This is a genomic window from Cellulomonas sp. T2.31MG-18, assembly GCF_964266755.1.
In the GTDB taxonomy this organism is placed as follows: Bacteria; Actinomycetota; Actinomycetes; order Actinomycetales; family Cellulomonadaceae; genus Cellulomonas.
On sequence record NZ_CAXWGW010000001.1, the window covers coordinates 825,054 to 850,434 of the forward strand.

Sequence of the window (25,381 nt, forward strand, 5' to 3'; positions counted from 1 at the left end):
GGCCGACCGAAGCGAGTGAGGACCACATGGGCTCCGTCATCAAGAAGCGCCGCAAGCGGATGGCCAAGAAGAAGCACCGCAAGCTGCTGCGCAAGACGCGCCACCAGCGTCGCAACAAGAAGTGACCGCCGCGCCGCCCGTCCGGGTGGCGCCGCACCCGACGGGCCCGGTCTCGCGACCGGGCCTTCGTCGTTCCTGCCGCTAGAGCGGGCGCTCCAGCACGTAGTCGTCCTCGACCCGGCTGCCGACCTGGAAGTGCTTGGTGCCCACCACGGCGAACCCGTGCCGGGCGTAGAACCGCTGTGCCCGGTCGTTGAGCTGGTTCACGCCGAGCCACACGCCGGCCGCGCCGGTGCCGCGGGCAGCCTCGAGGGTCGCCGCCATCAGCCGGCTCGACACCCCGGAACCGTGGTGGTCCGGGTGCACGTAGCACTTCGACAGCTCGACGGCGGGGGACAGGGTCAGCGCGGCGCGCACGTCGGGATCGGCCGGCGTCGCCTGCACCAGCATCGTGTAGCCCAGCAGGGCGCCGGTGGGGTAGTCGGCGACCAGCAGCACCCGCGAGGGGTCGGCGGCGTAGCCGGCGAACCGCTCGGCGGACAGGTGCTGCGCGAGGAACGCCTGCTGGTCGGCGGGGGTGGAGCCGGGCGGGCAGGCAAGCGGGAACGTGACGGCCGCGAGCTCGGCGAGTGCGTCGGCGTCCTCGGTCTGCGCGGTGCGCACGCGGACGGGAGCCCCCGTCGAGCGCTGCCCGTCCCACCGTGCGCCGCGGGCCCCCTCGTCGAGCGCTCCCCGCTCGGGCCGACCCGTCGGCTGCCCGGCGGTCACGGGCGGTCCGCCAGGGACCGCCGGACGGCTCGGGCCACCAGCCCGGCGACCCACGCCAGCCCGGCGAGGCTGGCGGCGTTGATGCTGCGGCGGGTGGCCCGGCGACGGGCGCGGAACTCGCGGACCGGCCAGCCGACCTCCGCGGCGTGGCGGCGCAGCCGACGGTCCGGGTTGATGGCGAACGGATGGCCCACCAGCGACAGGATCGGCACGTCGTGCGCCGAGTCGCCGTAGGCGTACGACGACGCGAGGTCGATGCCCTCCCGCTCGGCGAGCGCCCGCACGGCGGCCGCCTTCGCCTCGCCGTGCAGCAGGTCGCCCACCAGCCGGCCGGTGTAGAAGCCGTCGCGGTGCTCGGCGACCGTGCCCAGCGCCCCGGTCGCGTCGAGGCGACGGGCGATCAGCTCGCCGACCTCGACGGGGGTAGCGGTGACGAGCCACACGGCGTGCCCGGCCGCGACGTGCTCGTCGAGCAGCCGTCGGGTGCCGGGGTAGATGCGCAGGGTCAGCACCTCGTCGTAGACGTCCTCCGCGATCACCGCGACCTCGGCGACGGAGTGCCCCCGCATGATCGCCAGCGCCTCGGAGCGCAGCTCGTCGATCTGCTGCTTGTTCTCGCCGAACACGAGGTAGCGCGCCTGGTGCAGGGCGAACCGGACGATGTCGAACCGCCGGAAGAACCCGCGCCGGTACAGGCCGACCGCGAGGTGGAAGGCGCTCGCACCCCGGATGATCGTGTTGTCGACGTCGAAGAACGCCCCGACGCAACCGTGCGGCGGTGCACCGGGGCCGACGACCGCCTCGCGCACCGCTGCGCGTCCCGCCCGTTCGTCGTCCTCGGGGACGGCCGCGGCGGGAATGGTCGGGGTGGGGCTGGCCGGCGCGGGGCGGGCGGCGCCGGACGCAACGCCATCGGGAGCGGGGCGTTGATCACTCGAACGGGTGACGGGCGTGTGGCCCTCGTCCGGCGCCGTCACGTCGGACGGTTCGGTCGTCGGGGCCACCCTGCCACTGTAGCCAGGCGGTCGGTGCCGTCCGTTCCGGGGGTCGTCAGGGGCGTCGGGTCCGTCGCCGACACGGCGTCCGCCCGTCGCCGCCGCCCGCGCACCCGGGGGCAGTACCTCGACCGGTGCGCCGCCTACGGTGGGTCCGTGAGCTCTCCCCGGGTGGTGCTGTACGGACGTGTCGGGTGCCACCTGTGCGTCGAGGCGCGTGCGGTGGTGGCGCACGTCTGCGCACGCACCGGCACCGAGTGGACCGAGGTGGACGTGGACGACGCGCCGCCGGCGGGCGGCCGCGACCTGCTCGAGGAGTACGGCGAGCTGGTGCCGGTGGTCGAGGTGGACGGTGCCCGGCACGCGTGGTGGCACGTGGACGGCGAGGCGCTGCGCCGGGCGCTGGTCGGACGCTGAGGCGGTCGGTGGCGGCTCGCCCGGTGCAGGCCCTGGTCAGCGCCTGGTCGGCGCCCTAGCCTCGGTCCGGTGACACCGGTGCGCGCCCGCCCCCAGGTGCCGCCGGCCACCGTCGCCCGGCTCCCTGCCTACCTGCGCACGCTCGACGTGCTGGCGGCCGAGGGGCACCTGCTGACGTCGTCGGAGGAGCTGGCCACCCGTGCCGGCGTGCAGCCCGCGCTGCTGCGCAAGGACCTGTCGTTCCTCGGCACCTACGGTCGCCGAGGCGTCGGGTACGAGGTGCCGCACCTGCGGGAGCAGATCGGACGGGTGCTGGGCATGGCGGTGCCGCAGCGACTCGTCGTGGTCGGCGTCGGGAACCTCGGACGCGCCCTGGCCGGCTACGCCGGGATCGCGCAGCGCGGCTTCACGCTGGTCGGTCTGGTCGACGTGGCGCCGGACGTGGTCGGCACGGTGGTGGCGGGGCTGCCGGTACGGCCGCTCGAGGCGCTGGCCGAGCTGGTCGCGGTGCAGGGCGCGACGATCGGCGTGATCACCACCCCGCCGTCGGCCGCCCAGCACGTCGCCGACCTGCTGGTGGCTGCCGGTGTGACCGGCATCCTGACCTTCGCCCCCGCGGTGCTGCACGTCCCCGACGACGTGGACGTGCGGTCGGTGGACGTCGCCTCGGAGCTGCAGATCCTCGCGTTCCACGGGCACGGGCGGCGCCGGGCGGTCGACGGCGAGGGGGCGTGAGCCGGGGTACGACGAGGCCCGGCCCGCACGTGGCGGACCGGGCCGGGTCGTGGCGCCGGGGCGCGGCCCCAGACGCTGGCGCTGACGCCGCCTCGAGCCGAGACTCAGGCCTGCTTGATCACCGACACGTCGAGGTCGACGCGCACCTTGTCGGCCACCAGCACGCCGCCGGCCTCGAGGGCCGCGTTCCAGGTGAGGCCGAAGTCCTTGCGGGAGATGGTGGTGGTCGCCTCGCCGCCGGCGCGGAGGTTGCCGAACGGGTCCGTCGCGGTGCCGTTGAACTCGGTGGCGAGCTCGACGCGCTGCGTCACTCCGTGGATGGTCAGGTCGCCCGCGATCTCGTAGGTGCTGCCGCCGGCCTGGCGGATCTCGGTGGAGACGAAGGTCCACTGGCCGAACTTCTCCACGTCGAAGAAGTCGCCGCTCTTGAGGTGACCGTCGCGGTTCGCGTCGCCGGTGCTGACCGTGCTCGGGTCCAGCGTGGCCGTCACGCGCGACTCGGCCAGGGACTCGCCGAGCACGATCTCGCCGGACACGATCGCGACGGTGCCGCGGACCTTGGAGATGCCGGCGTGGCGCACGGTGAAGCTCGCCTCGCTGTGCGACGGGTCGATGGTCCAGGTGCCGGTGGCGAGACCCTGCGGGATGGCGGTGGTGGTCATGGGAGTCCTCCGTGGCCGTGTCCGGCCGGGTTGGTTGAACGGTCAACTGATTCGTTGAACTTTCTACTACACTCGGACGTCGGATGCAAGGGGCGCACCGACAGGTGGACCCCGGTGGGCGAGCAGCACGGGACGGGAGCGGGACGGTGACGTCGAGCGGCGAGCAGACGGAGCGGGCCACACGGTGGCTGTCGACGGAGCAGCAGCGGCACTGGCGCGCGTTCCGCAACGGTGTCGCCCTGCTGATGGACGCCCTGGGCCGCGAGCTCGAGGACGAGAGCGGCTTCTCTCTGCACGAGTACGAGGTGCTGGTCCGACTGTCGGAGGCGCCGGACCGCCGGATGCGGATGTCCGAGCTGGCGAGCGGCATCGGCCATTCCCGCAGCCGCCTCACCCACACCATCGCACGGATGGAGGCGGCCGGCCTGGTGCAGCGGCGGACGTGCTCCTCCGACCTGCGGGGCGTGGACTGCGCGCTGACCGACACCGGGTTCCAGCGGCTGGTGGAGGCGGCACCGGGCCACGTGGAGAGCGTGCGGGCGCACCTGGTCGACGTGCTGAGCGACGAGCAGCTCGCCGCGCTCGGGGAGGCGATGGCCGTCGTCGAGCACCGGCTGCGGGAGACGCCCGAGCGCTGAGCAGCACACCCGGCCGGCGCGCCGAGGCGGGGCAATACCCCCAGCGCGGGCTGCGACACTAGGCCCATGGTCGCGACCACGGTCCATCTGCTGCGCCACGGCGAGGTGCACAACCCCGAGGGGGTCCTCTACGGCCGTCTGCCGGGCTACCGCCTGTCCGACGCGGGCGCGCGGATGGCGCAGGTGGTGGCCGACTACCTGGCCGGTGTCGAGGCGGGCAGCGGGCCCGACGCGGACCCGGCGCTCGAGGCCGGCGGCGTGCGGCGCGACGTGACGGTGGTGGTCGCCTCCCCGCTGCAGCGGGCGCAGGAGACGGCGGCGCCGGTCGCCGCGGCGTTCGGGCTGCCGATCGGCAGCGACCCCCGTCTGCTCGAGGCGGAGAACCACTTCCAGGGCTTGACGTTCGGCGTCGGCGACGGGTCGCTGCGGCACGTGCGGCACTGGCCCTACCTGCGCAACCCGTTCCGCCCGTCGTGGGGGGAGCCGTACACGCAGCAGGTGGAGCGGATGCTCGCGGCGGTCGCCGATGCGCGGGCGGCCGCCCGTGGGCACGAGGCGGTGCTGGTCAGCCACCAGCTGCCGATCTGGATCACCCGGATGGCGCTCGAGGGCCGGCGGCTGTGGCACGACCCGCGCCGACGGCAGTGCGCCCTCGGCTCGTTGACCTCGTTGCGGTTCGAGGGCGACACGCTGGTCGGCATCGGGTACTGCGAGCCCGCGGCGGCGCTGCTGGCCGGTGCCTCCACGGTGGCGGGGGCGTGATGGCGCGGCTGCACGGACGCCGGTGGCGCGCGCCCCTGGCGGCTGCGCTGGGGCTGGCCGTCGTCCTGGGCACCGCAGCGTGCGGGGGAACGGCGCGTCCCGCGAGCCACCCGTCCGACGTGGTCGACCAGGGCTACCGGTCCGGGGACGGCAGCACGACGATCTGGCCCGTCGGCCAGCGCAAGGGCCCGGTGACGCTGTCCGGGACGGACTACAGCGGCGCCACGCAGGACGTGAGCGCGTGGCGGGGTGACGTCGTGCTGCTGAACACCTGGTACGCGGCCTGCCCGCCGTGCCGTGCCGAGGCACCGACCCTCGTCGCGCTGGCCAACGAGGACGCCGCCAAGGGACTGAAGGTGCTCGGCATCAACGGCACCGATGCCGCGGGGGCGGCCGATGCCTTCGTCCGCCAGTTCTCCGTCCCGTACCCGACGATCCAGGACACGGGCGGCTCGGCGATCGCGGCCCTGCAGGGCGTGGTGCCGGTGAACGCGGTACCGACCACCGTGCTGCTCGACCGGCAGGGGAAGGTGGCGGCCCGCATCCTAGGGCTGGCCGACCCCTCGACGCTGCGCACGCTGGTCGACTCGCTGCTGGCGGAACCGGGTGGGTCTGCCGCAACCCCGGGCGCGACCTCGGGACCGAGCGCCTCGACGACCGCCGGGGCGGCGGGATGAGCATGGCTGCCGGCATCGGCGACGCGTTCGGCCAGGCGGTCGCCAGCGGCTCGCTGCTGCTCGCGGTCCCGGTGGCGCTGCTGGCGGGTGTGGTGAGCTTCGCGTCGCCGTGCGTGCTGCCGCTGGTGCCGGGGTACCTCGGCTACCTCGGCAGCGCTCTCGGGGTGACGACCCGGCCGACGGCCCTGCTCGCCGGTGTGCCGGGTGCGCCCGGTGCCGGCGGGGCGGCGTCGGCCTCTGTCGACGAGCGGGCCGACGAGCGCGCCGGCGAGCGGGCGGAAGCACGGGCCGGCCGGCGGCGGCTGCTGGCCGGCGTCGGGCTGTTCGTCGCGGGGTTCACCGTGGTGTTCGTCGCCTTCGGTGCGCTGGCCGGCACGGTCGGCGCGGCGCTGCTGCACTGGCAGGGGCCGATCTCGCGCGTGCTCGGCGTCGTCGTCGCGCTGCTCGGGCTCGCCTTCCTGGGCTTCGTGCCGTTCCTGCAGCAGGAGCGGCGGATGCACCTCGCTCCGCGGGCCGGCATCTGGGCCGCGCCGATCCTCGGCCTGACGTTCGGCCTGGGCTGGACGCCCTGCATCGGGCCGACGCTCGCGGCGATCCTCGCCCTGTCCCTCGGCGACGGCTCGGCCGCGCGCGGCGCGGTGCTGGCGGCGGTGTTCTGCGCGGGGCTCGGGCTGCCGTTCCTCCTGGTCGCGCTGGGCGTGGAGCGGATGAGCCGGGCGATGGCGCTGGTGCGCCGGCACCGGGTGGCGGTGACCCGCATCGGCGGTGGGCTGCTGGTGGTGCTGGGCCTGGCGATGGTCACGGGCGTGTGGAGCACGTGGGCGGGCTGGCTGCAGGGCCTGCTGACCGGGACGAACGGCTTCGTGCCGGTGGTCTGAGGCACGGTCGGGCACGGTCGGGCGCGCGCCGCACAGGTGCGCGGGGGAGGGTTTCGAGCAGGTTCGGGCAGGGTTCGAGCGGCCCCGCGGGTTCGGACGACGAACCGGCGGGCCGGACGAGAGGTGGCGATGAGCGGGTACCGGCCGGAAGGTCTGCACGACACGTTCGTGCCGGAGCACGACGCGGACGCGGCCGAGCCGGTGCTGCCCGCGCAGGACGGCGCGGCGGAGGCGCCGGCGCCGGGCTCGCCCACCCTCCCGGGGCTGGGTCCGGTCGGCTGGCTGCGCTGGGCGTGGCGGCAGCTGACCAGCATGCGGGTCGCGCTGCTGCTCCTGGTGCTGCTCGCGGTCGCCGCCGTCCCCGGGACGCTGGTGCCGCAGCGCGCGCAGAGCCCGGAGAAGGTCGCCACCTTCCTCACCGACCACCCGGCACTCGGCCCGTTCCTCGACCGGATCGGGATGTTCGACACCTACACGTCGGTGTGGTTCTCGGCGATCTACCTGCTGCTGTTCATCTCGCTGGTCGGCTGCATCCTGCCGCGGACCCGCGCCCACGTGACGGCGCTGCGCGGTCGGCCACCGCGCACCCCCCGGCGGCTGACGCGGTTCCCGGCGCAGGGCACCGGCACCAGCGGTGACCAGCCGCAGGTGGTCGTCGAGCGTGCCGCGCGCGTGCTGCGCCGCGGCAGGTGGCTGCCGTTCTGGCCGGCCTACCGCGTGGACGTGCACGACGAGGGCGCCGGCACGTGGTCGGTGTCCGCCGAGCGCGGCTACCTGCGCGAGACGGGCAACCTGCTGTTCCACCTCGCCCTGGTCGGGCTGCTCGTGTCGGTGGCGACCGGCCAGGTGCTGCACTACCGCGGCCAGGTGCTGGTGGTGCAGGGCCACGGCTTCGCCAACGCCGAGGTGGCGTACTCGCCGTTCGAGCACGGGCGGTTCTACTCGTCCTCGTCCCTGGTGCCGTTCACCCTCAAGCTGGACCAGCTGGACGCCCGCTTCGACCCGGAGACGGACGCCGCCCGTGACTTCACCGCCCACGTGACCGTGACGGCGCCGGGCGGCGGGTCGTCCACCGACACGATCAAGGTGAACCACCCGCTGATGGTCGGCGGGGCGAACGTGTACCTGATGGGCAACGGCTACGCGCCGGACGTCACGGTGAAGGACGCGTCCGGCTCGGTGGCCTTCGCGGGGCCGGTGCCGTTCCTGCCGCAGGACACCGTCTACACCTCGCGCGGCGTGATCAAGGTGCCGGACGTGTCCGGCGGGCAGAAGCAGATCGGCCTGGTCGGGTTCCTGCTGCCGACCGGCAAGGAGGTCGCCCCGGGGGTGTGGCGGTCGGTCAGCCCGCAGTCGGACGACCCGGTGCTGGTGCTGTCCGTCTGGTCGGGCAACCTCGGGCTGGACACCGGGGTGCCGCAGAACGTGTACCTGCTGGACCAGAGCCGCATGACGCAGTCGGTGGACAGCGCGGGCAAGCCCGTGACCTTGTACGTGCACCCGGGCCAGACGGTGCAGCTGCCCGACGGCCTGGGCTCGTTCACGTTCAACGGCCTGCCGCGGTACGTCGCGCTCGACCTGCGGCACGACCCGGCGCTGGCGTTCGTGCTGACGTTCGCCCTCCTGGCGCTCGCGGGCCTCGCGGCCTCCCTGTTCGCGCCCCGGCGCCGCATCTGGCTGCGTGCTGCACGGGACCAAGGTCCTACTACAGTGGTCAGCGCCGCGGGTCTTGCCCGGGGTGACGACATCGGGCTGCAGCCGGAGCTGGACCGCGTGCTCGCCGCGACGCTGGGCCGTCACGAGGGGCCCGGAGAGGACACGCCATGACGACCGGGGACCTGAGCACGCTGCTGGTGTGGGCGGCGACGACCGCCTTCACCATCGCGTGGATCGCCTACACGGTGGACCTGGCCGGCATCGTCGAGGCGGGGCAGCGGCGGGCCGGTCAGCGGCGTACCTCGACGAGCCCCGCTCGTGCGGTCCCGGCGGGCGTCGCGGTCACGGCCGGTGCGCCGGTGGCCGTCGGGGCGGCCGGGCTGGTCAGCGGTGCGAGCGCGGACGCGGTGCCGCCGGCGACGGTCGCCGCCGGCGGCCCGGACGACAACCGCGTGACGGCTGCGGCCGACGCCGGCGCTCCCGACGGCCCCGACGGCCCCGACGGACGGTCGGCGCGCAGCGAGGGCATCGCCCGCTCGACGACGTACCTCGGCACGGCCCTGCTGATCGCCGGCATCGTGATGCGCGGCGTCGCGGCGGGCCGCTGGCCCACCGCCAACATGTACGAGTTCACGCTGGTCGGCGTGCTGGTCGCCTCCGTGGTGCTGACGCTGGTGCAGCGTCGCCGCGTGATCGCGTTCGTCGGCGTCGTCGTGCTCGGCATCACCGTGCTGGCGCTCGCCGCCGACCTGCTGCTGTTCTACGTCAAGGCCGAGGCGGTGCAGCCGGCGCTGCAGAGCTACTGGCTGGTGATCCACGTCGGCGTCGCGATCTCCGCGACCGGTGTGTTCACCGTCGCCTTCGCCGCCTCCGCCCTGCAGCTGCTCTCGGCAGCCCGTGAGGAGGGGCGCTCGCACCTGACCGGCTCGTGGGGTGCGGTGGACGGGCTGCGCCGGCCGGTCGCCGGCTGGCGCGTCACCGGCCCGCGGTTCGCGTGGCTGAAGCAGGTGCCGGGTCCGCGCAACCTCGAGGCGCTGTCCTTCCGGCTGAACGCCGTCGGCTTCGTGCTGTGGACGTTCACCCTGATCGGCGGGGCGATCTGGGCCGAGCACGCCTGGGGCCGGTACTGGAACTGGGACCCCAAGGAGATCGGCACCTTCGTCGCCTGGGTGGTGTACGCGGCCTACCTGCACGCCCGCACCACCCGCGGCTGGAACGGTCGGCGGGCGGCGTACCTGGTGTTCGCCGGGTACGCGGTGGTGATCGCCAACTTCACGCTGGTGAACCTCTTCGTCTCCGGCCTGCACTCCTACTCCGGGCTCAAGTAGCGCCACCTACGCTGGATCCGTGCCCGTCGTCGTCTACTCCGTCCTGCGCGTCGCCCTCCTGGTGCTCAGCTGGCTGCTGCTGACCTGGGCCGGCCTGCACCCGCTCGCGGCGCTGCTGGTCGCGGCCTTCGTCGCGTGGGGGCTGTCCTACGTGGCGCTCGGCGGCCCTCGCGACGCCGCGGCTCGGTACCTCGCCGAGCGCGCTGCCGTGCGTGCCGCGCACGCCGGGCGGCCGATGCTCTCGCCGCACGCGCGGGAGGACGCGGACGTGGAGGACGCCGCGGTGGACGCGGCACTCGGCGACACGGTTGTCGGTGACGCGGTGGTCGGCGACGGGGTCGGCGACGCTGCACCCCGGACCGCCCCCGATGACGACGCCGACGAGCGGCCGGCCGACGGGGACCGACGCGCCGAGCCGGGCAGCGCTCAGAGCGCCAGCGCGAGCCCCAGCAGCATGCCGTAGCCGAGCTGCAGCAGACCGGTGCCGGCCAGCACCGGCACCAGCGCGCGTCCGCGCGCGCCGACCAGCACGGTGACCGCCAGCGCGACGGCGGCCGGGAACAGGGCCAGCACCATCAGCGCCCAGCCCGAGGCGAACGCGCAGCCCGCCCCGAGCAGCACCGGCAGCATCACCAGCAGGGCGTACGCGCGCCGGGCACGGTGGTCGCCCAGCCGCACGGCCAGCGTCCGCTTGCCGGACACGGCGTCGGTGGGGATGTCCCGCAGGTTGTTCACCATCAGCAGCGCGCACGCCAGCAGCCCGACGCCGACCGCGCCGAGCCAGGAGGGCCAGGTCAGCCCGTCGGCCTGCGTGTACGTGGTGCCCAGCGTGGCCACCAGGCCGAAGAAGACGAACACGCCGACCTCGCCGAGGCCCCGGTAGCCGTACGGCCGCCGCCCCCCGGTGTAGCCCCACGCCGCGAGCACGCACAGCACGCCGACGGCCAGCAGCCACCAGTGACCGCTCAGGGCGACCAGCGCCAGACCGAGCACCCCGGCGACGCCGAACGCCCCGAACGCCCCCAGCTTCACGTGTCCTGGCCGCGCCGCTCCGGAGGCGGTCAGGCGCATCGGTCCCACCCGGTCGACGTCGGTGCCGCGCACGCCGTCGGAGTAGTCGTTGGCGTAGTTGACGCCCACCTGGAGCGCGAGCGCGACGCCCGCCGCGAGCAGCGCGCGGACCAGCGAGACGGAGTGGCTCTGCGCTGCGGCCCCGGTGCCGACGAGCACCGGTGCGACCGCCGCGGGCAGCGTGCGTGGGCGCGCGCCGGCGACCCATTCCGTCCAGGTGGCCATGCGCCGAGCCTACGGTGCGGCCCGGGGCGCCTCTGTCGGCGCCGGTCGGGGCGGGTCAGCGCGGGTGGCTGCCGGGCGGGCCTGTCGGGGCTGGTCAGCGCGGGTCGGTGCGGTTCTCGGCCCCTGCCGAGGTCGACGCGAGCGCGGCGGCGGCCCGGCGGTCGGGCTTCCCCGGCCCGCGCAGCGGCAGGGCGGGGACGACGACGACCCGCCGTGGCGCCGCCGCCGCGCCGAGCCGGTCGGCCACGTGCCGTCTGAGGTCGGCGAGCGGCGGGGGACCGTCCGGCCCGACGACCAGCACGGCGACGACCGCCTGCCCCCACTCGGCGTCCGGCACCCCGACGACGCAGGCCTCGCGGATGCCCGGCAGGCCGGTCAGGAGGTCCTCCACCGGACCGGGCGCCACGTTCACCCCCCCGGTGACCAGCACGTCGTCGGCGCGGCCGGTCACCGTGAGCACGCCGTCGGCGAGCCGACCGAGGTCGCCGGTGCGCAGCCACCGCCGGCCGTCGGCGTCCACCGTGAACGTCTCGGCGTCCAGGTCGGGCCGACCGCGGTAGCCGACGGCCAGCACCGGACCGGCCAGCCACACGCGCCCGGTCTCGTCCAGCCGGACGTCCACACCGTCCAGCGGACGGCCGTCGTACACGCAGCCGCCGCAGGTCTCCGTCATGCCGTAGGTGGTCACCACCCGCACCCCGGCCTCGCGCGCGCGGTCCAGCAGGCTGCCGGCCGTGGCCGCGCCGCCGACCAGCACGGCGTCGAACCGGCGCAGCGCTGCGGTGCCGGCGGCGTCGTCCAGCAGCCGCACCAGCTGCGTGGGGACCAGCGACGTGTACCAGGGACCGGCGGGGGACGTCCCCACGGCGGCGGTCACCGCGGCGGCGAAGCGGTCGGCCCGGAACGGGCCCGGCGGCAGCACGGTCGGTCCGGTTCCTGCGAGCACGGAGCGCACCAGCACCTGCAGGCCGGCGATGTGGTCGACGGGCAGGGCGAGCAGCCAACGACCTGGGCCGGCGAGCCGCTCGGCGGTCGCGTCCGCCGAGGCGCGCAGCGCCGTCGCCGACAGCAGCACGCCGCGCGGGGCGCCGGTGGAGCCGGAGGTCCGCACCACCAGGACGACGTCGTCGGCCACACCGTCGTCGGAGCTGCCGCCGTCGGACCCGTCGCCGTCGGACCCACCGCCGTCGGACCCCTCGGCGACGGGCAGGACCGCCGGTCCGTCGTCCTCGAGCGCCGCCCGCAGCGCTCCCACCAGGACGTCCGCCCGCGCGGGCAGCACGCGGACGGCTCGGGACATGCCGCCACTGTAGGTGCGCACCAGGGGCCACCTCGTCGGCGGAACCTGGTGCGACGCGACCGCGGACCGACCCGCCGGGGCGGTCGTCCACCGTAGAGTGTCGGCCGTCCCGTCCCGAGGAGCTGCCGTGCCTGACGCCGTCCACGCCGTGCCCGTCCGGAGCGGGGACGCCGCACGCCCGCTCGAGCGCCGCACCGGCACGTTGCCCCGGCTGCTCGCCGCCGCCTCGACCGTCGCCGTGCTGGCGGCCCTGGCCGCCTGCTCCAACGGCGGCCCCGGACCGTCCCGGAGCACGCCGGGGGACGTCACCGTCGGACCGAGCGTCGGCGTGCAGAAGCAGGCGGCCCCCACGGCCACCGTGCCGGCACGCTGGCCGCTGACCGGCGTCGCCGGCGCGGTGGCGAACCGGCCGGCGCTCGCCGTCAAGATCGAGAACTCCCGCGAGGCGCGCCCGCAGACCGGCCTCGACCAGGCCGACATGGTGTGGGAGGAGGTCGTCGAGGGCGGCATCACCCGCTTCGCGGCGGTGTTCGACTCGCAGGTGCCGGCCGAGGTGGGACCGGTGCGGTCCGTGCGGCCGATGGACTCGACGATCCTCGCGCCGATGCACGGCCTCATCGCGTTCTCCGGCGGTCAGCCGGGCTTCGTGCAGATGCTCTCCGACGCCGGGCTGCAGCTCTTCTCGCAGGACAGGGGTGCCCCCGGCTTCGCCCGCAAGCCCGGTGTCGCACCGGCACCGCACAACGTGTACGGCACACCGGCCACGTGGTGGTCCAACGCCGATGCGCAGCACCAGGCGCCGCCCGCACCGCAGTTCGTCATCGCACGGCAGGCGTCCGCCGCCTCGGCCGTGGTCGGCGGGACCCCGGTTGGCGCCGTGCGGATCACGATGAGCGGCTACTCGCAGCCGTCGTGGACCTGGGACGCGGCCAGCGGCACGTGGCTGCGCTCGGAGGGGTCTGCCCCGGCGGTCGTGCGGTCCGGCGCGCGGCTCGCGGCCACCAACGTGGTGGTGCTGCGGGTCACGCTGCGGGACACGGGCACCAGGGACCCGGCGGGCAACCCCGTGCCGGAGACGGTACTGACGGGATCGGGCGAGGCGCTCGTCGCGACCGGTGGCAAGACCGTCCCCGGCACATGGACCAAGGGGGACAAGCCCGACGTCCTCAAGCTCACAGGCGCGGACGGTCAGCCCCTCTCGCTAGCCCCCGGGAGCACGTGGATCGAGATGGTGCCGACCAACGGGTCGGTCACCGCGGGCTGAGCCGGGTCAAGGCACGTGGCCGCCGATCCCGCGCTCGAGGAGTTCGAAGCGCACCGCGCTCGGCTGTTCGGCATCGCCTACCGGATGCTGGGCTCGGCCGCCGATGCCGACGACGTGCTGCAGGACGCCTGGCTGCGCTGGCAGGCGGTGGACCGGTCAGCGGTGCAGGCTCCCGCGGCCTTCCTCGCCCGGACCGTCACCAACCTCTGCCTGACGGCGCTGACGTCGGCCAGGGCCCGTCGTGAGGTCTACGTGGGTCCGTGGCTGCCCGAGCCGGTGCTGACCGGACCGGCCGGCACGGACCTCGGACCGCTCGACCAGGCCGAGCAGCGGGACAGCGTGTCGTTCGCCCTGCTCACGGTGCTCGAGCGGCTGTCCCCGCCGGAGCGGGCGGCCTACGTGCTCCGGGAGGCCTTCGCCTACAGCGCGGCCGAGGTCGCGGAGCTGATCGGCACGTCGGAGGCCAACGTGCGCCAGCTGCACGCGCGGGCCCGGCGCCGCGTCTCCGGGGCGGGTGCGGCGCCGCGCGAGGCGGATCCGGCTCGCCTGCGCGAGCTGGTCGAGACGTCCCTCGACGCGTCCCGTGGCGGCGACCTGGCCGCGCTCGAGGCGCTGCTCAGCGAGGACGTCGTCGCGCGTGCCGACGGCGGTGGCGTCGTCAGCGCCGGACGCCGTCCCGTGGAGGGCCGCGAGAAGGTGGCCCGCTACGTCACCGGCGTGGTGGACCGCTTCGCCGGCGGGCTGCAGCGGGCGCTCGTCGAGGTCAACGGCGTGCCGGCGGCGGCCTTCACCGACGGCACGAGCCTCCGGGCCGTGCTGGTGGTGCAGACGCGCGACGGCCGGGTGTCGGCGCTGGACCTGGTGCTGAACCCGGACAAGCTCGCCCACGCCGAGCGGCAGCTGTCACGGATCGGAGCGCTGCCTGGTCGTGAGGGGTGACGAGAGGAGCACACCCATGACGACCACCCTGGTCACCGGCGCGACCGGCACGCTCGGCACCCCCACCGTCCTCCGGCTGCGCGCCGCCGGGCACGACGTCCGCGCCCTCAGCCGGCGCACCGGCCGGGGGCTGACGACCGGCGACCTGGTCACCGGTGCCGGGGTGGACCGGGCGCTCGCCGGGGTCGACACCGTGGTGCACCTGGCGACCGCCCCGCGCGGGAAGGGCGACGTGGAGGCGGCGCGGACGCTGCTGAGGGCGGCCGCCGATGCGCGCGTGCAGCACCTGGTGCTGATCTCGATCGTGGGGATCGACGGCATCCCGCTGGCCTACTACCGGGACAAGGTAGTGATCGAGCGGCTGGTGCGCGAGTCCGGGGTGCCGTTCACCATCCTGCGGGCCACCCAGTTCCACGGTTTCGTGGAGGCCCTGTTCACGGGTCAGCGCGCGCTGCCCGTCGTCGTCGCCCCGGCGTTCGCCGTGCAGCCGATCGCGGCCGAGGAGGTCGCGGACCGGCTCGTGGAGCTCGCGTCCGACCGGCCGGCCGGACGGGTCCCGGACATCGGCGGTCCCGAGCAGCGCACCGTGCCGGAGCTGGCGCGGCTGTGGCGCGGCGCCGTGGGCGGCCGTCGTCCCGTGCTGCCCTTCGTGCTGCCCGGGAAGACGTTCGCCGGCTACCGCTCCGGCGCAGGGCTCGTGCCGGGTACGCCCTACGGCCGCGTCACGTTCGCCGACCACCTGGCGGCACGCACGGCGGCACGGCGCTGAGGTCCGGGCCGCCCCGCCGGGCTGCACGCCCGGCAGGGCGGTTCCCGGCGCGGGCGGTGCCCGGCGAGGGTCGGCGACCGGTGGAAGCCTCCCTCAGAACGCGTACGGGAACGCGGACCAGTCGGGGTCACGGTGCTGCAGGAACGCGTCGCGGCCCTCGACGGCCTCGTCGCTGCCGTACGCCAACCGGGTCGCCTCACCGGCGAAGACCTGCTGACCGGCCAGCCCGTCGTCGGCCAGGTTGAACGCGAACTTCAGCATCCGGATGGCCTGCGGCGACTTGGTGGCGATGATCCGTGCGTACTCCAGGCCCGCCGCCTCGATGTCGTCGTGCGCGACGACGTCGTTGACCGCACCCCACTCGTAGGCCTGCTGCGCCGAGTACTCCCGGGCGAGGAAGAAGATCTCCCGGGCGCGCTTCTGCCCGACCTGCCGCGCCAGCAGAGCCGAGCCGTAGCCGGCGTCGAACGAGCCGACGTTCGCATCCGTCTGCATGAAGCGGGCGTGCTCGCGGCTGGCGACCGTCAGGTCGGCCACCACGTGCAGCGAGTGCCCACCGCCGGCCGCCCAGCCGTTGACCAGGGCGACCACCACCTTGGGCATCGTGCGGATCAGGCGCTGCACCTCGAGGATGTGCAGCCGCCCGGCCCGCGCGGGGTCCACGGTCGCCGCGGTGTCGCCGTCGGCGTACCGGTACCCGTCGCGGCCGCGCACCCGCTGGTCGCCGCCGGAGCAGAACGCCCAGCCGCCGTCCTTGGGGCTCGGCCCGTTGCCGGTCAGCAGCACGGTGCCGACGTCGGAGGTCATGCGCGCGTGGTCGAGCACCGCGTACAGCTCGTCCACCGTGTGCGGGCGGAAGGCGTTGCGCACCTCGGGCCGGTGGAAGGCCACCCGCACCACCGGCAGGTCGCGCTGGCCGTCGGCCTGCCGCGCGACCCCGCGGTGGTACGTGATGTCGGTCAGCTGCTCGAAGCCCGGCACGGCGCGCCACCGGGACGGGTCGAAGGTCGCCGAGACGGCGGCGGGCTCGGGCGTCAGGGGCTGCAGGGCGACGGCGGGGGTCACGCCCGTCACCTTAGGCCGGGCCGTACGCCTCGAGATCGGGTGCCTAAGGTGGCGGACGTGCCCGCCCCCAGAGACCTCGTCGTCTGGTCCCTCCCCATGCGCACCCGGTTCCGCGGGCTGACGTCCCGGGACGGCGCGCTGGTGCGTGGCGACGCGGGCTGGGGGGAGTTCAGCCCCTTCTGGGACTACGACGACGCCGAGTCCCGCCGCTGGTGGCTTGCGGCGCGGGAGGCGGCCGACCAGGGCTGGCCGGCACCGCTGCGCGACCGCATCCCGGTGAACGTCACCGTCCCGGCGGTGGACGCGGCCACGGCCCACCGCATCGTGCGGGAGTCCGGCGGCTGCACGACCGCCAAGGTGAAGGTCGCCGAGCCGGGGCAGCCGCCCGCCGACGACGAGGCGCGGCTCGAGGCGGTGCGCGACGCGCTCGGTCCGGACGGTGCCATCCGGGTGGACGCCAACACCGCCTGGGACGTGGACACCGCGGCCGCGCGGCTGACCGCGCTGGACCGTGCCGCCGGCGGCCTGCAGTACGCCGAGCAGCCGGTGCGCACGGTGGACGAGCTCGCGGCGCTGCGCCGCCGGACCCACGTGCCGGTGGCGGCCGACGAGTCGGTGCGCCGGGCGGCCGACCCCCTGGAGGTCGCCCGTCGGCACGCCGCCGACGTGGTGGTGCTCAAGGTGCAGCCCCTCGGCGGCGTGCGGGCGTGCCTGCGGCTGGCCGAGCAGCTGGACCTGCCGGTGGTGGTGTCCTCCGCGCTGGAGTCCTCCGTCGGGCTCGCCGCCGGCCTCGCGCTCGCGGCGGCCCTGCCGGAGCTGCCGTACGCCTGCGGCCTGGCGACGGCGGCGCTGCTCACGCACGACCTGGTCACGGAACCGCTGCTGCCGCGCGACGGGGCGATCGACGTGCGCCGGCCGCTGCCCGAGCCGGACCTGCTGGCGGCCGCCGCGGCGGCGCCCGACCTCGACGCCCGGTGGCGGGAGCGGGTCGCCCGCGTGGCAGGAGCGGTCCCGGCTCCTCGGGCATGATGGCGGCCGTGACCACCCCGTCGACCAACCCGTCGACCACCGCCGCCCGCGTGCTCGTCCAGGCGCTGGCGGCGCTCGGCGTGCGCGACGTCGTGCTGGCACCCGGCTCGCGGAGCGCACCGCTCGCGTTCGCGCTCGCCGCGGCCGCGCTGCCGGACGACGAGCGGCCGCAGCACGCCCCGGCGCTGCGCCTGCACGTGCGGGTCGACGAGCGGGATGCCGCGTTCCTCGCCCTCGGGATGGCCAAGGCCTCGCCCTGGAGCGACGTGCCGACGGGACCCGGTGACGGCCGTCCGGCGATGGCGCGGCCGGTGGCCGTGGTCACCACGTCCGGCACCGCCGTCGCGAACCTGCACCCCGCGGTCCTCGAGGCTCACCACGCCGGCGTCCCGCTGCTGCTGCTGACGGCCGACCGGCCGCACGAGCTGCGCGGCACCGGTGCCAACCAGACCACCGAGCAGCCCGGGATGTTCGGCTCGGCCGTCCGGCTCGCGGCGGACGTCCCGGCGCCGACCGGACGTCCCGACGAGGACCGCGACCTGCGGGCGCTCACGGCCAGGGCCGTCGCCGCCGCGACGGGCGCCCGCACCGGCACCCCGGGGCCGGTGCACCTCGACCTGGCCTTCCGCGAGCCCCTGGTGCCGTCGCCGGACGACGAGGGCTGGCCGACGCCGTCCACCGCGGGGCTCAGCGTCGTCGAGCCCGTCGGAGGGTGGTCCGCAGCTGCGGGTGCCCCGCTCCCGGCGCTGACCGCCGCGATCCCGGCCGTCGTCGACCCCGCAGCCGCCCGGCGCCGGCGCTCCCGTGGGCCGGTGCCGACCGTCGTCGTGGCCGGCGACGGCGCCGGCCCGGCCGCACGCCAGCTCGCGGAGGCCGCCGGCTGGCCGCTGCTCGCGGAGCCGTCGTCCGGTGCGCGTGCCGGCTCGCGCGCGCTGACCACGTACCGCCTGCTGCTGGACGACGAACGGCTGGGCGGCGAGGTCCGCCGCGTGGTGGTGCTCGGCCGGCCGACCCTGTCGCGGCCGGTGCAGCGGCTGCTCGCGGACCCGGACGTCGAGGTGGCCGTCATCGCCCCGCGCGGGGCGCCCTGGCCGGACGCCGCCCGCAACGCCGCAGCGGTGCTGCCCGAGGTCCCGGCGCGCTGGCGTCGCTCCGGTGCACCCCAGGGCTGGTGGGACGCATGGCGCGCGGCCGACCAGGCGGCGCTCGCCGTGCTGGACCGCCTGCTCGGGGTGGACGACGCGGCGACGGCGGGCCGGCGAGGCCGTTCGTCGGCCCGGCTGAGCGGTCCCGCGGTGGCGCGGGCCGTCGCGGCCGCGAGCTCTCCGGCGGACGTGCTGGTGGCGGGCTCGTCCAACCCCGTGCGCGACCTCGACCTGGTGGCGCGCTGGGAGACGGCACCGCTGGTGCTGGCCAACCGCGGCCTCGCGGGCATCGACGGCACCATCTCCACCGCGGCGGGGACCGCGCTCGCCCTGCCCGCGCGCCGCGTGCGCGCGTACGTGGGCGACCTGACGTTCCTGCACGACGTCGGCGGCCTGCTCAGGGGACCCGGAGAGCCGTCGCTGGACCTGCAGGTGGTGGTGGCGAACGACGACGGCGGATCGGTGTTCAGCACCCTCGAGCCGGGCGCGCCGGCGCATGCGGCGGTGTTCGAGCGGGTGTTCGGCACGCCGCACGGCGCCGACCTCGCGGCGCTGTGCGCCGGGTACGGGGTGCGGCACACGCGGGTGAGCGACCTGGACGGCCTCCTCCCGGCGCTGGCGGCGCCGGGGACCGGGCTCAGCGTCGTGGAGGTGCGGGTGGACCGCGCCGGCCGTCGGGCGCTCGGCGAGCGCATCGCCGCCGAGATCGCCGAGGCCGTCCGGGAGCTGCTCTCCAGCTGAGCTGTGGGTGCCGTGCGGCAGGATCGTCGCCGGACACATGCCGAACTCGCAGCGGATTCCCAGGTTCGGTGGAGGCTCTCTCCAGCGCGAGGACGTCTCATGGTCGTGACAAGGAGGGGACCCATGACCACCACTGATTCGCCCGGACCCGACGGGACCGACCGGCCCGAGGGTGCGCAGCAGCCGCCGGCGGACCAGGGACCGCAGGGGACGGCCGACGCAGGCCAGGAGCCCTCGGCCCAGCCGGAGCACCCGCAGGCCGCGGACACGCAGGCGCTGCCCGTCGAGCACCCCACGCAGCCGCTGCCCACCTCGGCGCAGCAGCCCGCGGCACCGACGGCGCAGCAGCCCACGGCGCCGCAGGCGCCGGTTCCGCCGCAGGCCGGCCACACCTACCCGATCCGCAGCTACGGCGGGTACCCCGGTCAGCCGGGCCAGCAGCCGTACGGCGGCCCCGGTCAGCCCGGCCAGCAGCCGTACCCGCCCGTCGCAGGCCGGCCCTACGCCCAGCCGTACGGCGCCCAGCCGTACCCGGGCCAGGCGCCGGGCCAGCCGTACGGAGGCCAGCCGTACCCCGGCCAGCCCTACCCCGGTCAGGCGTACCCCGGCCAGCCCTACCCGCCGCAGGGCACCCAGGGCCAGCCGTACGCCGGTTACGACCCGTACGCCGGTCCCGGTCAGCCGACCGGCACGGCGGAGGCGGCCGAGGTCGACCCGAACGCCCCTCGCGGCAGCGCGCCGCGGCGGCGGTGGCTGCCCCTGGTCGCGACGCTGGTCGTGGTGCTGCTCCTCGCCATCGGCGCGGTCGCCGTGGCGTCGCGCAGCGGTTCGCGCAGCACGGCGGGCGGCGGATCGCACCCGGCCTCGCTGGCGACCATCGGGCACTCGGGCTCCAGCTCCGTGCCGGTGTCCGGCTCCAGCTCCCAGAACCCGAACTGGCCGGCGGTGGTGCAGGCGGTGCACTCGTCCGTGGTGGCGATCTCCGTCACCACCGCCTCGGGTCAGGCCGAGGGGTCGGGCGTGATCATCGACTCCAAGGCGCACGTCCTCACCAACGACCACGTCGTCTCCGGAGCCCAGAACAACACCGTCCAGGTGACGCTCGACGACGGTCGGCTGTTCGAGGCCACGGTCGTCGGCACCGACCCGACCACCGACCTGGCCGTGGTGCAGCTGAAGAACGCGCCGAACGACCTGACCGTCGCCCAGTTCGGCGACTCGGACAAGGTGGCCGTCGGCCAGGCTGTGATGGCGGTCGGCAACCCGCTCGGCCTCGCCAACACCGTCACCACGGGCATCGTGTCCGCCGTCGACCGTCCGGTGTCCACCTCCGAGTCCGGCGGCCAGCCGGTGGTGACCAACGCCATCCAGATCGACGCCGCGATCAACCCGGGCAACTCCGGCGGACCGCTGTTCGACGCGCAGGGTCAGGTGATCGGCATCACCTCGTCGATCGCCACCACGTCCAGCCAGTCAGGCTCGATCGGTCTCGGCTTCGCCATCCCGGTGAACCTGATGAAGAACATCGCGGCACAGCTGATCGACTCCGGATCGGCGAAGCACGCCTTCCTCGGGGTGGGCCTCAAGGACGGCACCGCGACGGCGGACGGCGTCACGCGCCGCGGCGCCGCGGTGCTTTCGGTGACCCCCGGCTCCCCAGCGGCGAACGCCGGCATCCAGAACGGTGACGTGATCGTCGCGATCGACAACAACCCGACGGGCGGGGCCGAGTCGCTCACCGCCTTCGTCCGGGCGATGACCTCGGGTCAGCAGGCGACCTTGACGGTGGTCCGCGGCGGCAAGGCGATGGAGGTCAAGGTGACGCTGGCCACCAAGAAGGAGACGGCCACGCAGAACGGCTCCGGGTCCAACGGGTCCAGCGGGTCGAACGGCTCGAACGGGTCGACCGCGCCCGGCAACCTCAGCCCCGAGCAGCTGTGGCAGTGGCTGCAGCAGCAGCAGGGCGGCGGCAACGGCGGGAGCAGCCCCAACCAGGGCTGACGAGCGCCCAGCACGACGGACGGGCCGGCCCCGGGGTTCAGCACCCGGGGCCGGCCCGTCGTCGTCCGATCCTCGTCCGCCCTGGCGGTGGTCAGTCCGAGCCGAGCGCCCAGCGCATCGGCACCAGCTTCGCCTCGGACTCCGCCAGCTCGGCGGCCGGGTCGGACGCCGCCACCACACCGCAACCGGCGAAGAGCCGCACCCGCCGCGGGTCGTCCGGGTCCACCCGCCCGGACCGCAGCGCGATGCCCCACTCGCCGTCGCCGTCGGCACCGAACCAGCCCACCGGGCCGGCGTACCGGCCCCGGTCCATCCCCTCGATGCGCCGGATCAGCGCCCCGGCTGCCTGCGTCGGCGTGCCGCACACCGCGGCGGTCGGGTGCAGGGCGGCGGCCAGCGCCAAGGACGACGGGTGCGGACGTCCGTCGGCCGGTGTCGCCAGCACGCCGGTCACGTCGGACGCGAGGTGCAGCACGTTCGGCAGCGACAGGACGAACGGCACGTCGGGCACGTTGCTCGACGAGCAGAACGGTGCCAGTGCCCGGGCCACCGAGGCGACGGCGTACTCGTGCTCCTCGAGGTCCTTCGAGGAGTGCGCGAGGATGGCCGCGCGCGCCATGTCCGCCGCGTCGTCCCCGGTGCGCCGGATCGTGCCGGCCAGCACGCGGGAGGTGACCAGCCCCTGGTCGGAGCGCACCAGCAGCTCGGGGGTCGCCCCCACCATGCCGTCGACGCTGAACGTCCAGCAGGAGGTGTAGCGGCGGGCCAGCCGCTGCAGCAGCCAGCGCACGTCCACGGGCTCCTCGGTGGTCGCCTCGACGTCCCGTGCGAGCACCACCTTGTCCACCTCGCCGGCGCGGATCGCGGCGACGCCGGCGCTGACGACATCCGGCCACTCCTGCGCCGGCACCGCACCCTCGGCATACGTCACCGCCCCGGGGGACCGAGGTGCCGCACCGGCACCCTCCGCCGCGACGTCGGCCAACCGCGGTGCCGCGCCGAGGTGCCCGCCGGTCGTCAGCGTGGTCAGCCAGGCCCGCCCGTCCCGTCGACCCACCACCACCTGCGGCACCACCACCACGCCGCCGGCGGGGGAGTCGTCGTCGAAGGCGAACGAGCCGAACGCGACCGGACCGGTCCCCGGCAGCCGCACCTCGTCCCGCACCACGGCGTGCGCCAGCACCTGGTGCCAGGCGCGCTCGGCGGCGGCGAACCGGTCGGGCCCGTGCACCTCCAGGCGCATCGCCTCGCCCCACGCCACCAGCCCGTCGCCGCGCCGCACCCAGGCGAGCGGTGCCTCCGCGGGCAGCAGCCCCAGCAGGTCGGCCGCCCGATCGGCGAGGTCGCCGGCGGCGGACGGCGCCCCGAGCCCGGACCCGGGCGGCTGCGCCAGGTCGTCGAGCGGGACGGTCCGCACCACCAGCGGGAGGGACGGCGCGGACGGCGCCGAGGACGTGATGCTCATCGCCCGTCAGCGTAGGTGCTGGCGCACCGCACCCGCGCACGGGGGCCCGAGGCCCCGACGCCGAGGTCGGGCCACGACCACCACGCCTCGCGCCGCCGGTCCCGTCAGCCGGACCTGCGACGATGTCCCCATGCCTCGTGCCAGCCTGGACAAGCAGACCCACGACGTCGCGGCGATGTTCGACGCCGTCGCGCACCGCTACGACCTGACCAACGACGTGCTGTCGATGGGTCAGGACCGGCTGTGGCGGCGCGCGACGCTCGACGCGGTCGGGGCGCAGCGGGGCGACACGGTGCTCGACCTGGCCGCCGGCACCGGCACCTCCGCGGAGCCGCTCGCCGACCGCGGGGTGCGCGTGGTGGCGTGCGACCTGTCGCTCGGCATGCTGACCGAGGGCCGCCGCCGCCGTCCCGACCTCGCGTTCGTCAACGGTGACGCCCTGGCCCTGCCGTTCGCCGACGGCTCGTTCGACGCGGTGACGATGTCGTTCGGGCTGCGCAACGTCCCGGACGTCGACACCGCGCTCGCGGAGCTGCTGCGCGTCACCCGGCCGGGCGGCCGGCTGGTGGTCTGCGAGTTCAGCCGCCCGACCAACCCGGTGTTCCGGACGGTCTACACGCAGTACCTGGTCCGGGCGCTGCCCAGGGTCGCGGCGGCCGTCGCCAAGGAGTCCGACGCCTACACGTACCTGGCCGACACGATCCAGGCGTGGCCGGACCAGGCGACCCTCGGCCGGCAGATCAAGCGTGCCGGCTGGTCGAAGGTGGCGTACCGCAACCTCTCGGGGGGCATCGTGGCGCTGCATCGGGCGACCCGGCCGGAGGACGCATCGTGACCGTTCCTGCCGCGGACGGAGCCTCGACACCGACCGCCTCCGGACCGCGTCACCGCAGGTAGAGACGGGTATCCGGGACCACCGTCCCGCTCCGGACCCTCAAGTAAGCCAAGCCTTCGCAGACATGCCCAGAGGCGCTGGTTACACTCGCCGGGGGTCGCACGTGAACATCGTCACAAGATGGGGACTTCGTGGTGGACGCAGCACACGATGACGCAGACGTCGTCGTCGTCGGCGCCGGTCCAGCGGGTTCCTCGACGGCCTTCTGGGCGGCCTCGGCCGGGCTCGACGTGCTGCTCGTCGACAAGGCGACCTTCCCCCGCGACAAGGTCTGCGGCGACGGCCTGACGCCCCGCGCCGTCGCCGAGCTGGTGCGCATGGGCGTGCCGCTGCGCGAGCAGGACGGCTGGATCCGCAACCGCGGCCTGCGCGTGCACGGCGGGGGCCACACCATCGAGCTGGCGTGGCCGGAGCTGTCCAGCTACCCGTCCTACGGCCTCGCCAAGGCGCGCACCAGCCTCGACGCGCTGCTGGTGGACCACGCCCGCGCCGCCGGTGCCAAGGTCCTCGAGGGCACGCGGGTCACCGGCCCGCTGCACGACGAGCGGACCGGCCGCGTCGTCGGCGTCACCGCCCGTACCGCGGACGGGAGCGAGACCACGTACCGCGCGCCGGTCGTCGTCGCCGCCGACGGCGTCTCGTCCCGCCTGGCCACCGCGCTCGGTCGCACCACCCGGCCGGACCGCCCCATGGGGGTGGCCGTCCGCACCTACTTCCGCTCCCCCCGCCACGACGACCCGTGGATGGAGTCCCACCTCGAGCTGTGGGACGGCGAGCCCGGTCGCAGCAACCTCATGCCGGGCTACGGCTGGATCTTCGCCCTCGGCGACGGGACCGTGAACGTCGGGCTCGGCTCGGTCAGCTCCACCAACGCCGCCACCAAGGTGGACTACAAGGCGCTGTTCGCCACCTGGATGGCCAACACCCCGCCCGAGTGGGAGCTCACCCCCGACAACCAGCTCGGTCCCGTGCGCGGCGCTGCCCTGCCGATGGGCTTCAACCGCGGTCCGCTGTACGGCAACGGCGTGCTGCTGGCCGGCGACGCCGCCGGCATGGTCAGCCCGTTCAACGGCGAGGGCATCGCCTACGGCCTGCAGGCGGGTCGCGTGGCGGCCGACGCGATCGCGCAGGGGCTCGCCCGGGGCTCGGCCGCGGGGCGCGAGCGCGCGCTCGCCTCGTACCAGTCCCGCATGAAGGACGACCTCGGCGGGTACTACACGCTGGGGCGTACGTTCGTCCGGCTGATCGAGCACCCCGAGGTCATGCGCGTCTGCACGCGTTACGGTCTGCCCCGGCCGCTCGTCATGCGCTTCACGCTCAAGCTGCTCTCGGACTGCTACGAGCCGCACGGCGGCGACGTGGTGGACCGCGTCATCGCCGGGCTGGCGAGGATGGCCCCGGCAGCATGAACCACCGTCTTTCCGCACATCCCGCACGGCATCTCGCACGGCCCCGGTCGAGGAGGGCTCACCGATGAACAACCCCTACGTCCCGCTGCTGTGGATGATGGCGATCGCCGCCGTCATGGCGCTCGGCGGCGTCGGAGCCTCCGCGATCCTGGGCCCCAAGCGGTACAACCGCGCGAAGCTCGAGGCCTACGAGTGCGGCATCCAGCCCACCCCGCACGCGGTCGGCGGCGGCCGGTTCCCGGTGAAGTACTACCTGGTCGCGATGACGTTCATCATCTTCGACATCGAGGTGGTGTTCCTCTACCCCTGGGCCGTGACGTTCACCGAGCTCGCGATGTTCGGGCTGATCGCGATGCTCGGCTTCCTCGCCCTGATCACGGTGCCGTTCGTCTACGAGTGGCGGCGGGGCGGGTTCGAGTGGGACTGACGGCCGCCCCGGCGGGTACGCGAGGCATGCGGACGACGACGAGCTCAACGAGAACGGAGG

At 75.2% G+C, this 25,381-nt stretch carries 26 protein-coding genes; 19 read left to right on the forward strand and 7 right to left on the reverse strand.

Features of this window, described 5'->3' with window-relative positions; genetic code table 11:
- Positions 1-26 precede the first annotated feature (26 nt).
- Positions 27-125, forward strand: a complete 99-nt coding sequence (locus tag ACFQTY_RS03795; RefSeq protein ID WP_003792170.1) for a 30S ribosomal protein bS22 — start codon at positions 27-29, stop codon at positions 123-125.
- A 76-nt stretch (positions 126-201) separates the two neighbouring features.
- On the opposite strand, the gene ACFQTY_RS03800 is transcribed toward ACFQTY_RS03795, so the two are convergent.
- Together ACFQTY_RS03800 and ACFQTY_RS03805 are read right to left on the reverse strand one after the other, a co-directional pair.
- Positions 202-723 (reverse strand): GNAT family N-acetyltransferase, encoded by a 522-nt coding sequence (locus tag ACFQTY_RS03800; protein WP_378099096.1) that lies wholly within the window; start codon positions 721-723, stop codon positions 202-204.
- A 101-nt stretch (positions 724-824) separates the two neighbouring features.
- On the reverse strand, positions 825-1,832 hold the full coding sequence (locus ACFQTY_RS03805) for an HAD-IB family hydrolase (protein ID WP_378097498.1): 1,008 nt from the start codon (positions 1,830-1,832) through the stop codon (positions 825-827).
- A gap of 147 nt (positions 1,833-1,979) precedes the next feature.
- Here ACFQTY_RS03805 and ACFQTY_RS03810 point away from each other — a divergent pair, with 147 nt between their 5' ends.
- Both ACFQTY_RS03810 and ACFQTY_RS03815 read left to right on the forward strand, forming a co-directional pair.
- Positions 1,980-2,240: a glutaredoxin family protein gene (locus ACFQTY_RS03810; protein WP_378097501.1), complete on the forward strand. Its 261-nt coding sequence runs from the start codon at positions 1,980-1,982 to the stop codon at positions 2,238-2,240.
- 69 nt (positions 2,241-2,309) lie between these two features.
- Positions 2,310-2,975 (forward strand): redox-sensing transcriptional repressor Rex, encoded by a 666-nt coding sequence (locus tag ACFQTY_RS03815; RefSeq protein ID WP_378097504.1) that lies wholly within the window; start codon positions 2,310-2,312, stop codon positions 2,973-2,975.
- Positions 2,976-3,079: 104 nt separating this feature from the next.
- On the opposite strand, the gene ACFQTY_RS03820 is transcribed toward ACFQTY_RS03815, so the two are convergent.
- A complete protein-coding gene (locus ACFQTY_RS03820; RefSeq protein WP_378097507.1) occupies positions 3,080-3,637 on the reverse strand; it encodes a YceI family protein in 558 nt (185 codons plus the stop codon).
- Between the two features lie 146 nt (positions 3,638-3,783).
- Here ACFQTY_RS03820 and ACFQTY_RS03825 point away from each other — a divergent pair, with 146 nt between their 5' ends.
- The 7 genes from ACFQTY_RS03825 to ACFQTY_RS03855 all read left to right on the forward strand — a co-directional run bounded on the left by ACFQTY_RS03825 (position 3,784) and on the right by ACFQTY_RS03855 (position 10,039).
- A complete protein-coding gene (locus tag ACFQTY_RS03825) occupies positions 3,784-4,275 on the forward strand; it encodes a MarR family winged helix-turn-helix transcriptional regulator (protein ID WP_378097510.1) in 492 nt (163 codons plus the stop codon).
- 66 nt (positions 4,276-4,341) lie between these two features.
- Positions 4,342-5,037: a histidine phosphatase family protein gene (locus ACFQTY_RS03830; protein WP_378097513.1), complete on the forward strand. Its 696-nt coding sequence runs from the start codon at positions 4,342-4,344 to the stop codon at positions 5,035-5,037.
- Positions 5,037-5,714, forward strand: coding sequence for a TlpA family protein disulfide reductase (locus tag ACFQTY_RS03835; RefSeq protein ID WP_378097516.1), 678 nt, complete (start codon positions 5,037-5,039; stop codon positions 5,712-5,714). Before ACFQTY_RS03830 ends, ACFQTY_RS03835 begins: the two co-directional genes overlap by 1 nt.
- Positions 5,711-6,592: a cytochrome c biogenesis CcdA family protein gene (locus ACFQTY_RS03840; protein ID WP_378097520.1), complete on the forward strand. Its 882-nt coding sequence runs from the start codon at positions 5,711-5,713 to the stop codon at positions 6,590-6,592. Before ACFQTY_RS03835 ends, ACFQTY_RS03840 begins: the two co-directional genes overlap by 4 nt.
- A gap of 129 nt (positions 6,593-6,721) precedes the next feature.
- Positions 6,722-8,419, forward strand: coding sequence for a cytochrome c biogenesis protein ResB (locus ACFQTY_RS03845; RefSeq protein WP_378097523.1), 1,698 nt, complete (start codon positions 6,722-6,724; stop codon positions 8,417-8,419).
- Positions 8,416-9,576, forward strand: a complete 1,161-nt coding sequence (gene ccsB / locus ACFQTY_RS03850; RefSeq protein ID WP_378097526.1) for a c-type cytochrome biogenesis protein CcsB — start codon at positions 8,416-8,418, stop codon at positions 9,574-9,576. The genes ACFQTY_RS03845 and ccsB overlap by 4 nt, the downstream gene beginning before the upstream one ends.
- Before the next feature lie 19 nt (positions 9,577-9,595).
- Positions 9,596-10,039, forward strand: a complete 444-nt coding sequence (locus tag ACFQTY_RS03855) for a DUF4229 domain-containing protein (RefSeq protein WP_378097529.1) — start codon at positions 9,596-9,598, stop codon at positions 10,037-10,039.
- Here the strand turns inward: ACFQTY_RS03855 and ACFQTY_RS03860 are convergent.
- Together ACFQTY_RS03860 and menE are read right to left on the reverse strand one after the other, a co-directional pair.
- Positions 10,003-10,872: a 1,4-dihydroxy-2-naphthoate polyprenyltransferase gene (locus ACFQTY_RS03860; RefSeq protein WP_378097532.1), complete on the reverse strand. Its 870-nt coding sequence runs from the start codon at positions 10,870-10,872 to the stop codon at positions 10,003-10,005. The two genes, ACFQTY_RS03855 and ACFQTY_RS03860, sit on opposite strands and share 37 nt — an antisense overlap.
- Before the next feature lie 94 nt (positions 10,873-10,966).
- Positions 10,967-12,172 (reverse strand): o-succinylbenzoate--CoA ligase, encoded by a 1,206-nt coding sequence (gene menE / locus ACFQTY_RS03865; RefSeq protein ID WP_378097535.1) that lies wholly within the window; start codon positions 12,170-12,172, stop codon positions 10,967-10,969.
- A 127-nt stretch (positions 12,173-12,299) separates the two neighbouring features.
- On the opposite strand from menE, the gene ACFQTY_RS03870 reads away from it, so the two are divergent.
- The 3 genes from ACFQTY_RS03870 to ACFQTY_RS03880 are packed head-to-tail and all read left to right on the forward strand — an operon-like array spanning position 12,300 to position 15,144.
- Complete coding sequence (locus tag ACFQTY_RS03870) at positions 12,300-13,436, forward strand: DUF3048 domain-containing protein (protein WP_378097538.1); 1,137 nt, start codon at positions 12,300-12,302, stop codon at positions 13,434-13,436.
- 15 nt (positions 13,437-13,451) lie between these two features.
- Complete coding sequence (gene sigJ, locus ACFQTY_RS03875) at positions 13,452-14,375, forward strand: RNA polymerase sigma factor SigJ (RefSeq protein ID WP_378097541.1); 924 nt, start codon at positions 13,452-13,454, stop codon at positions 14,373-14,375.
- Between the two features lie 16 nt (positions 14,376-14,391).
- Entirely contained in the window at positions 14,392-15,144 is a 753-nt protein-coding gene (locus ACFQTY_RS03880) for an SDR family oxidoreductase (RefSeq protein ID WP_378097544.1), read from the forward strand.
- A 93-nt stretch (positions 15,145-15,237) separates the two neighbouring features.
- Here ACFQTY_RS03880 and ACFQTY_RS03885 read toward each other — a convergent pair whose 3' ends face one another.
- Entirely contained in the window at positions 15,238-16,209 is a 972-nt protein-coding gene (locus ACFQTY_RS03885; protein WP_378097547.1) for a 1,4-dihydroxy-2-naphthoyl-CoA synthase, read from the reverse strand.
- A gap of 57 nt (positions 16,210-16,266) precedes the next feature.
- Here ACFQTY_RS03885 and ACFQTY_RS03890 point away from each other — a divergent pair, with 57 nt between their 5' ends.
- From ACFQTY_RS03890 to ACFQTY_RS03900, 3 genes are all read left to right on the forward strand, one after another.
- Positions 16,267-17,238 carry an o-succinylbenzoate synthase gene (locus ACFQTY_RS03890; RefSeq protein WP_378097550.1) on the forward strand — a complete coding sequence of 324 codons (972 nt, stop codon included), beginning with the start codon at positions 16,267-16,269 and terminating at the stop codon, positions 17,236-17,238.
- A complete protein-coding gene (gene menD / locus ACFQTY_RS03895; protein ID WP_378097553.1) occupies positions 17,235-19,124 on the forward strand; it encodes a 2-succinyl-5-enolpyruvyl-6-hydroxy-3-cyclohexene-1-carboxylic-acid synthase in 1,890 nt (629 codons plus the stop codon). Before ACFQTY_RS03890 ends, menD begins: the two co-directional genes overlap by 4 nt.
- Before the next feature lie 123 nt (positions 19,125-19,247).
- Positions 19,248-21,125: a trypsin-like peptidase domain-containing protein gene (locus ACFQTY_RS03900; protein WP_378097556.1), complete on the forward strand. Its 1,878-nt coding sequence runs from the start codon at positions 19,248-19,250 to the stop codon at positions 21,123-21,125.
- A gap of 91 nt (positions 21,126-21,216) precedes the next feature.
- Here ACFQTY_RS03900 and ACFQTY_RS03905 read toward each other — a convergent pair whose 3' ends face one another.
- Positions 21,217-22,590 (reverse strand): isochorismate synthase MenF, encoded by a 1,374-nt coding sequence (locus tag ACFQTY_RS03905; RefSeq protein ID WP_378097559.1) that lies wholly within the window; start codon positions 22,588-22,590, stop codon positions 21,217-21,219.
- 130 nt (positions 22,591-22,720) lie between these two features.
- On the opposite strand from ACFQTY_RS03905, the gene ACFQTY_RS03910 reads away from it, so the two are divergent.
- The 3 genes from ACFQTY_RS03910 (at position 22,721) to ACFQTY_RS03920 (ending at position 25,321) form a co-directional block, all read left to right on the forward strand.
- Entirely contained in the window at positions 22,721-23,425 is a 705-nt protein-coding gene (locus ACFQTY_RS03910; protein WP_378097562.1) for a demethylmenaquinone methyltransferase, read from the forward strand.
- A gap of 194 nt (positions 23,426-23,619) precedes the next feature.
- Positions 23,620-24,894: a geranylgeranyl reductase family protein gene (locus ACFQTY_RS03915; protein ID WP_378097565.1), complete on the forward strand. Its 1,275-nt coding sequence runs from the start codon at positions 23,620-23,622 to the stop codon at positions 24,892-24,894.
- 64 nt (positions 24,895-24,958) lie between these two features.
- The gene (locus ACFQTY_RS03920) at positions 24,959-25,321 is read left to right on the forward strand and encodes an NADH-quinone oxidoreductase subunit A (protein ID WP_263729744.1); all 363 of its coding nucleotides are present in this window, start codon (positions 24,959-24,961) and stop codon (positions 25,319-25,321) included.
- The last annotated feature ends 60 nt before the right edge of the window (positions 25,322-25,381 follow it).

Bases quoted from the DNA above. Each gene is read 5' to 3' on its own strand.
- ACFQTY_RS03795 (WP_003792170.1), top strand. From the start codon at position 27: ATGGGCTCCGTCATCAAGAAGCGCCGCAAGCGGATGGCCAAGAAGAAG.
- ACFQTY_RS03820 (WP_378097507.1), bottom strand. From the start codon at position 3,637: ATGACCACCACCGCCATCCCGCAGGGTCTCGCCACCGGCACCTGGACC.
- ACFQTY_RS03830 (WP_378097513.1), top strand. From the start codon at position 4,342: ATGGTCGCGACCACGGTCCATCTGCTGCGCCACGGCGAGGTGCACAAC.
- ACFQTY_RS03835 (WP_378097516.1), top strand. From the start codon at position 5,037: ATGGCGCGGCTGCACGGACGCCGGTGGCGCGCGCCCCTGGCGGCTGCG.
- ACFQTY_RS03840 (WP_378097520.1), top strand. From the start codon at position 5,711: ATGAGCATGGCTGCCGGCATCGGCGACGCGTTCGGCCAGGCGGTCGCC.
- ACFQTY_RS03845 (WP_378097523.1), top strand. From the start codon at position 6,722: ATGAGCGGGTACCGGCCGGAAGGTCTGCACGACACGTTCGTGCCGGAG.
- ccsB (WP_378097526.1), top strand. From the start codon at position 8,416: ATGACGACCGGGGACCTGAGCACGCTGCTGGTGTGGGCGGCGACGACC.
- ACFQTY_RS03860 (WP_378097532.1), bottom strand. From the start codon at position 10,872: ATGGCCACCTGGACGGAATGGGTCGCCGGCGCGCGCCCACGCACGCTG.
- menE (WP_378097535.1), bottom strand. From the start codon at position 12,172: ATGTCCCGAGCCGTCCGCGTGCTGCCCGCGCGGGCGGACGTCCTGGTG.
- ACFQTY_RS03880 (WP_378097544.1), top strand. From the start codon at position 14,392: ATGACGACCACCCTGGTCACCGGCGCGACCGGCACGCTCGGCACCCCC.
- menD (WP_378097553.1), top strand. From the start codon at position 17,235: ATGATGGCGGCCGTGACCACCCCGTCGACCAACCCGTCGACCACCGCC.
- ACFQTY_RS03900 (WP_378097556.1), top strand. From the start codon at position 19,248: ATGACCACCACTGATTCGCCCGGACCCGACGGGACCGACCGGCCCGAG.
- ACFQTY_RS03905 (WP_378097559.1), bottom strand. From the start codon at position 22,590: ATGAGCATCACGTCCTCGGCGCCGTCCGCGCCGTCCCTCCCGCTGGTG.
- ACFQTY_RS03910 (WP_378097562.1), top strand. From the start codon at position 22,721: ATGCCTCGTGCCAGCCTGGACAAGCAGACCCACGACGTCGCGGCGATG.
- ACFQTY_RS03920 (WP_263729744.1), top strand. From the start codon at position 24,959: ATGAACAACCCCTACGTCCCGCTGCTGTGGATGATGGCGATCGCCGCC.